Consider the following 13,488-nt stretch of genomic DNA (forward strand, 5'->3'; position numbering starts at 1 on the left):
ATATTACCAATCAAAAACAGAGACTTCTACTGATTTTTTCACTGAGGTCTCTGTTTTTGATTTTATTTATTCAATACTCATTCTCGATCTTATTTTTCAAGTATTGGATCAATCCACTGTACTCGACTTTTTCAAAATCTGTCACATCAAATTCATGAATTTCTCCTAATTCAAATTGATCATATTTTCTTGTTTGAATTATTTTCTTGAATGTGTCTTTGGTAATGAGATCATCTGCTTTACTGCGGTCATCTAATCGATCAGAAAAATGATAATGTGTCATTATGTGACTAAGGTGCCGATCTGGTTCTATATCCCGCACTTTTCTTCTTTCCCATAACACTTCGAAATCTGCAACCAATCGTATCGTGATTATTTCATATTTATACGTATCAGCTAATTGTGCTAATTTATTTTTTTGTTTATCACTGAATGGATACTCTGATATGATCACCTGTTTTCCAGCATCCATATACAATGTCAAAACGCCATAATAAAACTGCCAAACCTTCTTTTCTAACTGCTCTTTTTCAACAAGCGTATCAAAACCGACTGAATCAGCAAATAATTCCTTGCCTTCATCTGGTGTGACCAGAAATAGAGTCGGAATTTGTTCACGGATTTTCTGAATCAAATACGTTTTTCCTGTTGCTGGGCTGCCTGCAAGTAAAATCAAAAATTTTTTCATCTGACTACCCTAAACGGACGGGACTTTCTAGATTCATAAATAAGCCTATTTTATGTTTGACAATATCATGACATACTTCATTGGCTGGCATGACATTGTAACGTAATGATTTATTGACAGCAGTCTCTTCAAATGAGTTCTTGGCAGTTTTAGTCCACTGAACTAAAAGCTCTGTACCAACGTTGAACTTACGAATACCATTGTTGATAAGTTCTGGGTAGTCCTCTTCTTTGACGCCTGTTCCTCCATGGATCACAAGGGGAATATCAACTGTGGCATGGATTTCTTTTAATAATGGTAAATTGACTTCTGTTTTGGATTTAAATTGACCGTGATTCGTTCCAATCGCAATAGCCAAAGCATCAATTCCTGTCGCTTCTACAAAAGCAAGTGCATCTTCTGGTTTTGTATAGACTTTGTCATCTTCTGCTACATGAATCCCCTCTTCAGTCCCTCCAATTGTTCCTAATTCACCTTCAACTGATACTCCTTTTTGATGAGCATATTCAACGACTGCTTTTGTTTTTAAAATATTTTCTTTAAATGGCAAATGAGAACCGTCATACATGACCGAAGTGTATCCAAGGTCGATCGCATCTTTAATATCGTCAAAATTTCTTGCATGATCTAAATGAAGTACAGCATCCACTATTTCTTTTTCAGCCATGGTTTTGACGACAGAAACCAAGACATCATACCCAATATATTTGGCTGTATCTACACTCGTTTGGATAATGATCGGCGCCCCCATTTCTTTAGCTGCTCGAATCATTTCTGGTAGCATTTCTAAATTGTGAGCATTAAAAGCCCCCACCGTAAAATTCAGTTCTTCCGCTATTTTTGTGACTTCTTTCAATGTTGTATACATTTTGTTCTCCCCTATCTATCAATTTTACTGACCGCTGATCGTAACTTTTTTAGCAATTTGTCTCATATCATCCATCTTATTCATCCATTGATCAATTCCAGCATTATCCCCATTTTTTGCAGCCTCTGCCCGTTTTTGGTTGTACAAGCTCATTAATTTTTTATAACCTGAGCCAATACTATTTTTAAAAGACTGACTTTTTTCTAACGAAGCGATTGCTTGATCAATTTCATTTAGTTGAACTAATAATAAGCCCATTTCTTCGTATTTTTCAGCTAGTAATGCCTCTGGTAACTCTGGTCCATTGATTGCTACTGTCATTTGATCAATTTTTTGACGGATGTCATTTTTTTGCTGTTCCGTCAGCTGTTCTTCAAGATCTGTTTTTCTGACACTTGTTTTTTTCTTTTTTAGAAAATCAAACATATTTTCACTCCTTTTCTAGAAAGCTTTCATGATCGGACTAATGATCCAAGCATATAATAAAGCTGCTGCAACAGTATCCACATCGGTTGCTGTGGCATTGATAAATCCCATGCTGTTAAATATCGTCACTAATAGTGCTGGCAACAATGTAATGAAAAAGCCATGGGCGACCCCACCGATGATTGCACCACGTCTACCACCGACTGCATTTCCAAAAATACCAGCTGTCCCTCCTGCAAAGAAATTAGTCAGCATCCCTGGCAAAATCATCGCTAAACCAAATGTCGGCAAAATGAACATGGCTAAAACAGCGCCAATCGTTGTTGTGATAAAACCTAAGATCACTGCATTGGGACTGTACGGAAAAAATACAGGACAATCTAACGCTGGAATAGCATTTGGTACTAGTTTCATTGCGATCCCTCTAAAGGCTGGAACGATCTCTCCAAGTAACAAGCGTACTCCAGCTAACAAAACATACACGCCGACAACAAACTGAATCGCTTGTAAAAAGGCAAACATTACATAATTTTGATTCCCCGATAAGGTTGAGCCAAATTCTTCTCCTGCAAATAATACTGTTACAATGTATAAAGGGACCATTACGACCATCACAGATAAATAGGTATCTTGAAGAAATTCAAAAGATTTCGGTAATTTAAGATCTTCCACAGATTTTTTATTTTCGCCTCGTTCACCAAAAAGCCAAGCAACACCTGCTTCAAATAAATACCCTAACGTACAAAAATGACCTAAAGCGATATCATTTGATCCCGTTATTTTTCTGATAAACGGCTGTGCGATCGCCGGCATTGCTACAGCAAAGACCCCTCCGATAAATCCACCGACAACAATCAACACGATTCCGCGAAGTCCAGCAAAATAGCCAAAAACGGTTGTCATCGTCGCCATCCATAAAATAGCTTGACCTGTTAAGAAAATATATTTCCATTTTGTAAAACGAGCAATTAGAATATTAAAAATAAAGATTGCCAAAAACGTTAAAGCTATATCACGCCCTAATCCAAGCTCATTCATTGCCTGACCATTGATTGCCTCAATGGAAGGAATGATTCCTTGCATATGAAAACCTTCAGTAAAAATCTCCCCGAAATAAGTCAAACTTCCAACAATAATACTAGAACCCGCACTTAGTACTTGAAATCCTAACAACGTCTTTAATGATCCAGATAAGACCTGTCCAATCGATTTTTTTTGCAGAATCAATCCTAACATCGCAATCAAGCTGATCGTGATCGATGCCTGAGTCAAAATATTTTCAATGATAAAATTAATTACCCCCATGAAAAGCTCCTCCATTCTATTTTTTGCTAAATGATGCCTTTTGCTTGTAACACTGGTGTGATTTTTTCATCTATTTCCGTTTTAGAAACAATATTTTTCAGATAGATCATTGCTGTTTTTTCTTCATCTATACTAAATTTCTCAAATTGTGTTTGGAAATTTTGAGCTGTAATAATGATATCCGGATTCATGGAAACAGCCGATGAGATATCTGTATGTTCTAATTTTGCTTCTACCCCTTTTTGATTCAATACATCTTCTGCCGCCATTTGTGCTGCAAAACTACTCCCTAATCCTGCGCCACAAACAAATAAAATAGTTAGTTTGTTCATACTGTTTCGCTCCTGTCGTTTTTATTATTTTGTTTCTTTTGACTCTTCATCGTATAAAATCTTTTCAAATTCAGATATATTCGTACAGTTCGTTAAACGATTTATTTTTGCTTCATCATTGATCAAATCAATCAAACTTTTCATGATATTCAAGTGGGAAAACGAATCTACTGCTGCCAAACAAAAAATAATTTTTACCGGATCATTTTCTTCATTGCCAAAGACAACTGGTTGTGCTAACGTTGCGACACTGATGCCTAAGTTATTCACACCATCTTCAGGTCTTGCATGAGCCAACGCTAAGTGCTTGCCCATCACAATATATGGCCCAAACTCTTTAACAGAGTCGATCATCGCATTTACATAGGATTCTTCGATACAGTTTTCTTTTAATAATGGACAGGCGACTCGTTGAATCGCACTCTCCCAATTTGGACATTTTTCTAATAACAAGATATCGCTCTTCTTTAAGACATCCTTTAGCATCGGCTGCAACTCCCTTTTATTTATCTTTAAATGATTCTTACCAAAGGCCATTTCCAAGCTTTGATACACACTTCTAGAAATGCTTCCACCACTTTCTTTGATCAAATCGAGGACTGTATAAAAAAACTCAGTAGCATCGCTTTGATTATTCACTAAGCGCTTAAATTGTTTATTTTGTTCTAAAAAGGCTTGAATATTTTTACGACTTTCAACTTTGATGATTGGATCTACTACTAAGACAGGCTTTTCAAGATAGACTAAATTAAGTGTAGAAAAAATCAAATCGACATCTAATTTTTTGATTACGTCTATTTCCCCTGTACTTAAAACAGCAACCACATCAATGTTGAATAACTCTTTTAAATGTTCTGCCAATAACCGCCCGGTAGCTGTTCCATGATTGCAAACGACAACTGCCTTATACATATATTTCAGTTCTTGATTGATTGCACTTACAGAAGTCGAAAAGTGAATGGTCAAAAAGGCCATTTCATCCTCCGTAAGTTTATTTTTAGTAACTGCCTCAATAGTCGGTGCAAATGTTTCGATCGCACAATAGATCATTCCATAATAACGTTTTACATTTTCTTTTAATGGGTTCAAAATTTGAATTTCGCTCTTTACTCGACTGATAAGACCTGCCATATGTCGATATAACCCTTCGTGTAACGACTCTTCTTTTTTTGAAAAAGGGATTTTTGTTGTTTGTTCCACAAATTGAATTAATTGAATCGATAACAATTGTGCCTGCACCCATTCGACCGAGTTACTTACACTCCCTGTATTAAATGTTTCCAGCATAAAGGTGATATAATTTAGTTCAAATGCTGGTGGTCTGACCGCAAGAGTTCGACAAAGTTGATCGACGAAAGAACGCAATTTATTTTGAGCCGTATCAGAAATTTCCCATGAAGAATTGGCAATCAATTCTTGTTTTAGATAACGACTTAGCCAAACAGCGGTAAACATGACCAATTGATTTCGATAAATGTCTTCTCGTGAGGAGATCGTTTGGCGGTACACATAATCAATTTCTTTCAGTATCTTCTTAGGAATGTAACGAAAGAAATGTCTTTTTGAAACAATCAGACCTGCTTCATTTCCATCAAGAAACCGTAAGCTATCAATTGATTGGTTGATTACATCATAAATCATGGTTCGAATTGTCCGCTCGGATCCTTTTAAAATGATCCCTTGTTTTGGTATACTCAACACTTCAATGCCGTACTTTAGAAGAATAGTTCTAACCCTGCGCATATCTTCGTCCATCGTACTTTTTGAAATTTGATACTCTGTCTCTTTTTGATACAAAAACACTGGCTGCTCAGACAAAGAAAAAGCTAAAATCAAATCAAAAATCCGTTCTTCTCGATTTAAGTAATCGAATTCATCTTTCTCATCAATAGAGAGCTCTACTTTATTTTTTTCATTTTGATCAAGTGTTAAAAGCATGCCTTTATTTCTGATCGTTTTTATTTTTGGTAATTTTCGACTGACCAAAAATTCATTGATCTCTTTCATTTCATATCTGATTGTTCGATCACTGATTTGAAAATCTTCGCTCAATTCTCCAAGTGTCACAGGATAATCTGACCAAATAAGTCGTTTCAAAATTTGCATTGTTCGGTCTTTCATTCGCTTCTCTCCTTGTCTGATTTCATTATATCGTTGAAATGATTCCTTGATTAGTGGAGATTATTGCAACATTTATCTGCAAAGATGTAAGCGTAAACATTTTACAGATAAATCAAGTAGCTAATTATTCAGTATACAAAAAATAAAAGAAGCGTTAAGTTCCTTGTTTCCAGGAACTTAACGCTTCTTCAGCTCTTTTTTACGCAACAGTAAATTTTGTTTCTGATAATGAATGTTGCAGCTCATCATTTGAGATTTCTCTATTACTTCTTATCAAAGCAGATTTGTTCTCTAAGTCTATACTAACCGTTTGAACGCCTGCAATTTTTTCAACATTTTCCTTGACGATATTTACGCAACCATCGCATTTCATACCGTTGATCGTTACTGTTTTTTCCATACGTAAACACTTCCTTAGTTGATTTAGTTTTATTAGTTTAACGCGCGATATGACACTGACATTGTCCTTTGATACAATTACAGGGAACACTCTCTACAGCTGATTTTCGTTTTTCTTTTAATAGTGACTCTAATGCATCAATGTCCTCAAAGCTCAGTTGACTCTCATTGATTATCGATTCAAGAACATTCCCCACTTTTTTACTGCAAACTTTGGTCAAGATCTCTTTTGAAAGTACCTCAATACTTTTGCGTTCTTCGACTAGTGGAAAATAGATAAATTTGTTGCCTTTTCGTGTTGTTCCTAGCATGCCTTTATCGACTAAGCGGCTGAGTAACGTTTTGACGGTGGTGCTTTTCCACTCAGTCTTCTCATTAAGAATATCTGTCACTTCTTTACTTGTTGTTTCTTTAGTTGCCCAGGCAACACGCATAACTTCCCATTCTGCGTCAGTAATAGTTAGTATTTTTTTCTTTTCAGACATAAAAAGTCTCCTTTTTAATGCGTTCATCATAACTTCCAGAAGAACTACATTCGTAGTCGTTATTTATACTAATAATAACTCCTTTTTTTACATTTGTCAAAGGGAAAATTTTCTCTATCTTTCTATCACTAACCGCTATTCCTACTAAATTTTATTGATAACTATTTTCTTTTCCGTCCCAAACAGACATACCTTGTGAAACTGAAACTACATTATATCCATAATTCTCAAGAAAAGAGCATGCATGCTCTGAGCGTACACCATGTTGACAGATCACATAATGCGGCTGATCACGATCGATCTCTGTCATAGCCTCTGGTAATGTGGATAATGGATAGTTCTTTGCATTGGCGATATGACCTGCTGCAAATTCCTCTACTTCTCGAACATCAATAATTGAAACGGGTTCATTGACTGTTAATTCTATTAATTTTTTTAATTCTTTTATCGACACTCTTTCCATCTTATTACTATTCCTCCTGCAGCTTTTTCAAACATCTGACTCATTTTGAAATCAGAAAATTCGTCTCACTAGCAGTATAACACTGTTCATTTTTACTACAACATTTTACACTCTTTTTTTGAAAATTTATAAAAAAAGGGTGAGACAAGAGTGTTTTTCACATTTGCCTCAACCGCCTATTTTTATTCTTTTTGCATCCCATTTGCAGCAATTATTTGTTTATACCAATAAAATGATTGTTTTCTAGAACGGTCCAATGTTCCATTTCCTTCATCATCCATATCAACATAAATAAAACCATAGCGTTTTTTCATTTCCCCTGTTCCAGCACTTACTAAATCAATACAGCCCCATGGTGTATAGCCAATTAAGTCAACACCATCTAATTCAATCGCATCTTGCATGGCAGAGATATGCTTACTAAAATAATCAATGCGATAATCATCTTGGATCGTACCATCCGCTTCAATTTTGTCTACTGCACCAAATCCATTTTCTACAACGAATAATGGAATATTGTAACGGTCATACAATTTACACAAAGAAATTCGTAAACCTAAAGGATCTACAGCCCAGCCCCAATCTGATTCTTTTAAATAGGGATTTTTGACTGCCGGCATTTGATTTCCGCCTACAAATTTCACTTCATCAGGATTCGAAGCTGAAACAGTCGACATATAGTAACTAAAACCAATATAGTCAACCGTCCCTTCTTTGATGATTTCATCGTCTCCTGCTTCTTTCTTGATCTTAATATTTTCTCGTTCAAATTCTTTTAATTTGTGTGCTGGATAATGCCCTTTAACTTGTACATCGATGTAAAATTCTTGCTCCCGATTAAATTTAATCGCTTCCATCACATCATCTGGATTACAACTCATTGGATAGCTTGGAATATATGCGACCATCATTCCTATGTTAAAATCAGGATCGATCTCATGGCCTAATTTTACAGCCTTAGCACTTGCAACAAATAAATGATGCGCGGCTTGATACTTCGCTTGTTTATCATTTTGATGAATACCGATTTGTGTCCAACTACGTAAAAAATTGATTTCGTTAAACGTCATCCAGTATTTGACTTTATCTTTGTAACGCTTAAATAGTGTTTCACAGAAAAACAAGAAATAATCAATTACTTTTCGATTTGACCAACCATCTAATTCATCCGCTAAATACATTGGAATGTCAAAGTGATTGATGGTCACGATCGGTTCAATTCCGTAACTTAATAATTCATCAAAAACTTTATCATAAAAAGCCAAGCCTTCTTCATTGATTTCCATTGTTCCTTTTGGACAAATTCTAGACCAAGCAATTGAAAGTCTAAAACATTTAAAACCCATTTCTGCAAATAAAGCAATATCTTCTTTATAGTGATGGTAAAAATCGGTTGCTACATGACTTGGGTAATATCGGTTAGGATCGACATATCCTTTTGCCCCTTCTGGTAAAGCCTCTCCTCTAGAAGAGGTTTCAATCTTACCTTCTTTGGTTTTGTAAGTAATCATTCTTGGCGTTGTATGACTGCCCCCTGTAATTGCATCAAGGGTACTTAGTTCTTTGCCACCAGAAAGATAGCCGCCTTCATATTGATTTGCAGCAGTCGCGCCACCCCATAAAAAATTTTCTGGAAATACAGATTTGCTCATTGGTCATTTCTCCTCACTATTTTTTACTGTTGTTTAGCCCTATGAATGAATAGATCCTTAGCACTTGATCTCTTCATTTTTTCCTGAAACGATTAAAACCATAATAAAGCAAATACGACAAGTGGATTCGTCATCTTTACTCTATTATGGTTATGCCTGAAAATCAGTTACATTCCGTTATCTATAATTATAGCACACAAGAAAACGCTGTCAATATTTCTAAGTATAAAAAAGCTCAACTAAACGGCGAGACAAAAGCATATTTTTCGAAAATAAATGCTTTTGTCTCGACCTCCTATTATTAAGTGAATGTTTTAGGGAATAACTATTCTATCCTAAATTTTTATTATGATGTGCTTTCCATCTATTAAGCAATAGATAAATCAGTAGAATGATTCCTCCGATTGGCGCTAGCCTATCGATCTCACTACCATTATTCGGAAACTTTTTTAGTTCTATGTGATTTTGTTTTGGTTGTGCCAATTTTGTATCTGGTTTTAATTCTTGTTCTTTTGATGGTTGTGTATCGGTCTCATTTCCGCCAATTTGCCCATGAATTTCTACATTAGTGGCTGCATAAGCATGATCTTGGTAAAAACCGATAGCACTCACCAAAAAAATCAATGTGATGATGTGACAACTTAATTGCTTCATTGTTTATCACAGCCTTTTATTAAATTATGGTGTTACGCCAATTGTTGTACCATCTTTTTGGATCGATGTGAATTTCAATGTCAATGTATAGTTTTCAGCAGTCGTATTTTGAGCAACATCTGCTGGTAAAGAAGCGACTGTTGTACCAGTATAATTGAATTTTGCAGAATTAGCATATGCTGAAGCAGCATCAGTATCAATGTTCAAACGTCCATCTTTATTGGCTAAACGCATCCAAACTGGCGCATTTGTTAAATCAACTAGTGCATTGCTTTCAACTAAATTGGTCGCAGCAGGTGTTGCAACTAAATTGTTTCCTTTTGCATTGATTGTTAAAGTATCCACATACTTAGGCGTTCCATTCATTTTGTTTAATGTTACAGCGACACCACGACCTGAATTATTCACAATGCTATAGTCAGCAGACGCAATGTTTTTGTGTGCACTTGCTGTGGTTGTATGGAATGCTGTTGCTGTATCAACAGTTACATTGATCCATTCATCCGAACCTTCTGGAATATTTGTATCAGGATCTGTATTATCTAATTTACCGATCGTTCCGTTGATAATAACATCTGCCGAGTTTTCCCCGTCGATTGTTTCAGCAGAAGCGAATTGCGTTAAACCAGATAGACTTATACCTAGCATCATTGCAGTAAGTAAAAAATTTGTTTTTTTCATGTTGTTTCTCCTTCTATGTGTAAAATGATTTATTTTTAACAGAAATTCTGTTAATAACGATATTAGTTGTTGACGCGAATGGTTATTCCAGCTTGAACTTGACCACGTTTTTGGTTTGTTTTTGAATCATAGATATCAAACGTAGCCGTTGCTGGGTACTCTCCTTGAGTCAATTTCTTATCTAATTTTGCGCCATTTATTTCATAACCCGGTTGAATTGCTCCGGAAGAATAAACTTGTTCATTATTACTATCCAAACGAATTATCACATTGATAGGATAACCATTCTCTATTGGATTTTGAATGTATAAGTTGCCTTCACTGTCGCCGTTTTCAAATACAGCCTCTGACTTGATGACCATATTAAATTTACTCTCGTCAACAGCTTTTTGTTCAGCTTCTTTCACTTCTTTATCACTCATTTTTTTAGCACCTTTTGCTTCTGGTAAGTAGTCTCCAGAAATCACTTGAACAGGTTCTGTTTTAGTTGAAAAATAATAATACAACCCCCCTGCCGATGCAGCGATCAAGAACAATAGTAGTAAAATCAGCAGTCGTTTCTTTTTCTTTTTTTCTTCGTTAGTTTGGGTTGTTTTATCCATAAAATCCCTCTTATTCTTCATTTTTTTCAACTTTTAATGTCATTTTATATGATGGAAATACTGCTTGTTTCCTTGGATTAAAGTACTTTCCTGTGAGACTCAAATGTTTTTGTTCATTTACCTTTAAATCACCGATCGATAAAGGATTATTTGATACATCACTTGTTAAAAAAAGCGGATCTGATTGGTTGTTATCTACAAGCAGTTGCAAAGCTAACTCATCCTGTCCTTGATTTCCAGACAGGCTATTTAACAATAACAATTGATCGGCTGCTGCATTATCCTTCGTTAGATTTGTGATGGAGAGCTTTGTCGGCGTATTTCCTTTGTTTATAACTTGGTAGTCATCTGAATAAATTTGGCCTTCTTTTACAGTTCCCAGATTTTTATTTTGGGTCTGAAAAGCCATTTCGATAGGAACTTCTACTTTAATGATTTCCGTTACAGTTTGAAATTCAGTTAGAGGAGTCATCGCTAAAATGACTGCTTCTCCTGAAACCCCAGTAACGCTCACGCGAACATAATACGTAACATCTCCATCAAGTCCTTTTAATTTCGTTGTAAAGTTTTGATTCTTATCACCTGAAAGAGTTGCAATTTGTGCCATTGTTTCATTTGCTGGAAAATCTTTGTTTTTGCTATATTCCACTTTAACTTGTTGATACTGACCACCATAATTAGCAGTTTGATTTGGGACTGCAGCTGCTTCTCCGTTGCTAAAGTCTGTCCACATACCTGTATCACTCGCTAATTCACCATTGATGATTGCAGATGTTGTTGTGACATCTGCTGTGATTTTCTTTAGCTGAGGATTTGTAGCAAACTTAGCTGCAGTGGAAAAATCACTTTCTCCTGCTTGATTGATGACAACCATTTGTGCCCAATAATTTGTATTTGGATTCAAATCTTTTATCGTTACGTTATACATCGAATCAAGTGCTGTGTTTTGTTGATCGTCAAAATTGTTTAGCGTCACAATATGTTTGGCTTTCGTTAAATCATTGGTGTCCGCTTCATTAGTAAACAAGAAAAATTTGACTTGTGATGCTGGACTTCCATTATTGACCGATGAACCATGTAAGGAAACAGACGTATCTGTTTGATCGGCAGCAAGCAATCCTAATTGATCTGGAACTTCCATAAACTCACTAAAAACAATTTTCTGTGAATTTTTTAAATCTAACATTTCTTGCGTCGAAAAAGGATCTGGAGAGCCTGGAATATTTGTAAAATTGTTACCTTGAACATTTAGATCAGATGCTTTTTTAAACATTTCTTGTGTTGGTGTGCTATCTGTTTTAGTTGAAAAAGTCTGTATTTTTTGTAAATAGTTACTTGTAAAAGACAAGTTATTCACACCGTTTCCACCACTTAGTCCAATTGTCCCAGGGCTAGTACTAGAAAAAGCAACTTGCTTTGGTTTGTTCATATTGATTGTAAATGAACTGGAAGATGCTGTTGTAAAAATAGAACCACTTTCGACATCGATTGAAACATCGGCGTTTTCATCGACCGTCAGTCCGCCTCCTGACCTATTAAGATTGATTGGTAACGGTAATTTAAGCGTTACTTGCGCATTCTCTTGAAAATCAAATACAACTGGCTGCGTTTGTGAAGAAGCAAAAAATTGATTTCTTGTGCCTCCAGTAGCAAGTGTCACCTTATCCAAATTAAAAACAGCATTCTTTTCAACAATATAACTTGGCGCTAACGTACCATAAGTCATATTACTATTTGTTTGAATATCAAGTTGGGCATCTGCTCTAACTACGATTTGGGAGGTTCTTGCATGGGGGTTTGCTGAAGTAGTACTCGTGGACCAAATAAATGCACTCGTTTGATTGGACGAATGTTTGATTGAAGTATGACCACTTTGGATTTCTACATAGTTGATTTCTGCCCATTCCTGAGAATATGCACTCGTTCCTCTTTGATCGATCGTATTTTGTCCTCTCATGATCACTGATCCGTTTGTGTTATAAATCATTTGACCATTTGTAGAGTAGTAATCCACACTATCAAAGATAAAGGTCATATTTGCAGCAGATCCTCCAGATAAAAAACCATAGTAGCCAACAGCTCCCGAGCCATCAGTATTACCAAATTGTGTATTGCGAATCTCGATCACCGCGTTTGCTTGATTTGCATAAAAACCTCTGGAGGCAGAACCTCCTTTATTGTATGTAATAACATGATTTGCGCCATCGATAATCATGCCATCTGTGAGTTGATACCCTGTTGATTCCAAGTCGATATCATTGGTTAAACGAAATTTCAATTTTTGACTATCTTTTAAATATTCTGTTAAAGTAGCAGCTGAATCGACTAGCCAAAAACCATCCGCATCTTGCTCAAACGCAGCTTTTAAAGCACTCTTACTAACTATTTCAGACTTATTTTCATCTGTTGAATTAGTTATACTGTCGCTTTCTGTTGTATTTTCATTCTCTATTGATTTCTCTTCCCCCGTTGATTCCTGGCTAGATGAAGAATCGTTGATAGACATCGCAGACGAGTCTTGCGCTAGGCTTTCTTCGGCCGACTCAGGCGTTAATAACGTTTCTTTAGTAGATTGCTCTATTTCCATAGCGTAGGACCAATCAATCGGAAAAATCATTACAATGATAAAACTAATAAATAGTAAATGAATACTTCTTTTCATGACTGTCCTCCTCTACTTTTTATATAAATTATCATAATAATATCTTTTGCGCCTTTATTATTGTATTGCAATTTATACTGAATATCAATTTAATAACATGTGTTTTCCAAAAATATATTATTTTTGTTTAATACATAGTATATTTTTTTC

Annotated in this window: 14 protein-coding genes; all 14 read right to left on the bottom strand. The window is 35.6% G+C overall.

From position 1 onward, the window contains the following. Positions 1–70: 70 nt before the first annotated feature. Positions 71–688, bottom strand: coding sequence for an AAA family ATPase (locus IGI43_RS07745; RefSeq protein ID WP_438757234.1), 618 nt, complete (start codon positions 686–688; stop codon positions 71–73). Between the two features lie 4 nt (positions 689–692). Further along, on the bottom strand, positions 693–1,556 hold the full coding sequence (locus tag IGI43_RS07750) for a class II fructose-bisphosphate aldolase (protein WP_438757235.1): 864 nt from the start codon (positions 1,554–1,556) through the stop codon (positions 693–695). Between the two features lie 24 nt (positions 1,557–1,580). Further along, the gene (locus IGI43_RS07755; protein ID WP_438757236.1) at positions 1,581–1,982 is read right to left on the bottom strand and encodes a tetratricopeptide repeat protein; all 402 of its coding nucleotides are present in this window, start codon (positions 1,980–1,982) and stop codon (positions 1,581–1,583) included. Positions 1,983–1,997: 15 nt separating this feature from the next. Further along, positions 1,998–3,287, bottom strand: coding sequence for a PTS sugar transporter subunit IIC (locus IGI43_RS07760; protein ID WP_438757237.1), 1,290 nt, complete (start codon positions 3,285–3,287; stop codon positions 1,998–2,000). Between the two features lie 26 nt (positions 3,288–3,313). Continuing rightward, positions 3,314–3,619 (bottom strand): PTS sugar transporter subunit IIB, encoded by a 306-nt coding sequence (locus IGI43_RS07765; RefSeq protein ID WP_438757238.1) that lies wholly within the window; start codon positions 3,617–3,619, stop codon positions 3,314–3,316. A gap of 24 nt (positions 3,620–3,643) precedes the next feature. After that, positions 3,644–5,740, bottom strand: coding sequence for a BglG family transcription antiterminator (locus tag IGI43_RS07770; RefSeq protein WP_438757239.1), 2,097 nt, complete (start codon positions 5,738–5,740; stop codon positions 3,644–3,646). Between the two features lie 199 nt (positions 5,741–5,939). Next, positions 5,940–6,140 (bottom strand): heavy-metal-associated domain-containing protein, encoded by a 201-nt coding sequence (locus IGI43_RS07775; RefSeq protein ID WP_438757240.1) that lies wholly within the window; start codon positions 6,138–6,140, stop codon positions 5,940–5,942. 37 nt (positions 6,141–6,177) lie between these two features. Continuing rightward, entirely contained in the window at positions 6,178–6,624 is a 447-nt protein-coding gene (locus tag IGI43_RS07780) for a CopY/TcrY family copper transport repressor (protein ID WP_438757241.1), read from the bottom strand. A 151-nt stretch (positions 6,625–6,775) separates the two neighbouring features. Continuing rightward, positions 6,776–7,087: a rhodanese-like domain-containing protein gene (locus IGI43_RS07785; RefSeq protein WP_438757242.1), complete on the bottom strand. Its 312-nt coding sequence runs from the start codon at positions 7,085–7,087 to the stop codon at positions 6,776–6,778. A gap of 182 nt (positions 7,088–7,269) precedes the next feature. Continuing rightward, positions 7,270–8,739: a glycoside hydrolase family 1 protein gene (locus tag IGI43_RS07790; protein ID WP_438757243.1), complete on the bottom strand. Its 1,470-nt coding sequence runs from the start codon at positions 8,737–8,739 to the stop codon at positions 7,270–7,272. A gap of 330 nt (positions 8,740–9,069) precedes the next feature. Then, the gene (locus IGI43_RS07795) at positions 9,070–9,393 is read right to left on the bottom strand and encodes a hypothetical protein (protein WP_438757244.1); all 324 of its coding nucleotides are present in this window, start codon (positions 9,391–9,393) and stop codon (positions 9,070–9,072) included. Positions 9,394–9,417: 24 nt separating this feature from the next. Further along, on the bottom strand, positions 9,418–10,074 hold the full coding sequence (locus IGI43_RS07800; protein ID WP_438757245.1) for a hypothetical protein: 657 nt from the start codon (positions 10,072–10,074) through the stop codon (positions 9,418–9,420). Between the two features lie 62 nt (positions 10,075–10,136). After that, positions 10,137–10,676 (bottom strand): hypothetical protein, encoded by a 540-nt coding sequence (locus tag IGI43_RS07805; RefSeq protein WP_438757246.1) that lies wholly within the window; start codon positions 10,674–10,676, stop codon positions 10,137–10,139. A 10-nt stretch (positions 10,677–10,686) separates the two neighbouring features. Next, the gene (locus tag IGI43_RS07810) at positions 10,687–13,338 is read right to left on the bottom strand and encodes a fibronectin type III domain-containing protein (RefSeq protein WP_438757247.1); all 2,652 of its coding nucleotides are present in this window, start codon (positions 13,336–13,338) and stop codon (positions 10,687–10,689) included. Positions 13,339–13,488: the final 150 nt, after the last annotated feature.

The sequence above is a fragment of the Enterococcus sp. AZ126 genome (genome assembly GCF_051714545.1).
Taxonomy (GTDB): domain Bacteria; phylum Bacillota; class Bacilli; order Lactobacillales; family Enterococcaceae; genus Enterococcus_L.

Bases quoted from the DNA above. Each gene is read 5' to 3' on its own strand.
- IGI43_RS07745 (WP_438757234.1), bottom strand. From the start codon at position 688: ATGAAAAAATTTTTGATTTTACTTGCAGGCAGCCCAGCAACAGGAAAA.
- IGI43_RS07750 (WP_438757235.1), bottom strand. From the start codon at position 1,556: ATGTATACAACATTGAAAGAAGTCACAAAAATAGCGGAAGAACTGAAT.
- IGI43_RS07755 (WP_438757236.1), bottom strand. From the start codon at position 1,982: ATGTTTGATTTTCTAAAAAAGAAAAAAACAAGTGTCAGAAAAACAGAT.
- IGI43_RS07760 (WP_438757237.1), bottom strand. From the start codon at position 3,287: ATGGGGGTAATTAATTTTATCATTGAAAATATTTTGACTCAGGCATCG.
- IGI43_RS07765 (WP_438757238.1), bottom strand. From the start codon at position 3,619: ATGAACAAACTAACTATTTTATTTGTTTGTGGCGCAGGATTAGGGAGT.
- IGI43_RS07770 (WP_438757239.1), bottom strand. From the start codon at position 5,740: ATGAAAGACCGAACAATGCAAATTTTGAAACGACTTATTTGGTCAGAT.
- IGI43_RS07775 (WP_438757240.1), bottom strand. From the start codon at position 6,140: ATGGAAAAAACAGTAACGATCAACGGTATGAAATGCGATGGTTGCGTA.
- IGI43_RS07780 (WP_438757241.1), bottom strand. From the start codon at position 6,624: ATGTCTGAAAAGAAAAAAATACTAACTATTACTGACGCAGAATGGGAA.
- IGI43_RS07785 (WP_438757242.1), bottom strand. From the start codon at position 7,087: ATGGAAAGAGTGTCGATAAAAGAATTAAAAAAATTAATAGAATTAACA.
- IGI43_RS07790 (WP_438757243.1), bottom strand. From the start codon at position 8,739: ATGAGCAAATCTGTATTTCCAGAAAATTTTTTATGGGGTGGCGCGACT.
- IGI43_RS07795 (WP_438757244.1), bottom strand. From the start codon at position 9,393: ATGAAGCAATTAAGTTGTCACATCATCACATTGATTTTTTTGGTGAGT.
- IGI43_RS07800 (WP_438757245.1), bottom strand. From the start codon at position 10,074: ATGAAAAAAACAAATTTTTTACTTACTGCAATGATGCTAGGTATAAGT.
- IGI43_RS07805 (WP_438757246.1), bottom strand. From the start codon at position 10,676: ATGGATAAAACAACCCAAACTAACGAAGAAAAAAAGAAAAAGAAACGA.
- IGI43_RS07810 (WP_438757247.1), bottom strand. From the start codon at position 13,338: ATGAAAAGAAGTATTCATTTACTATTTATTAGTTTTATCATTGTAATG.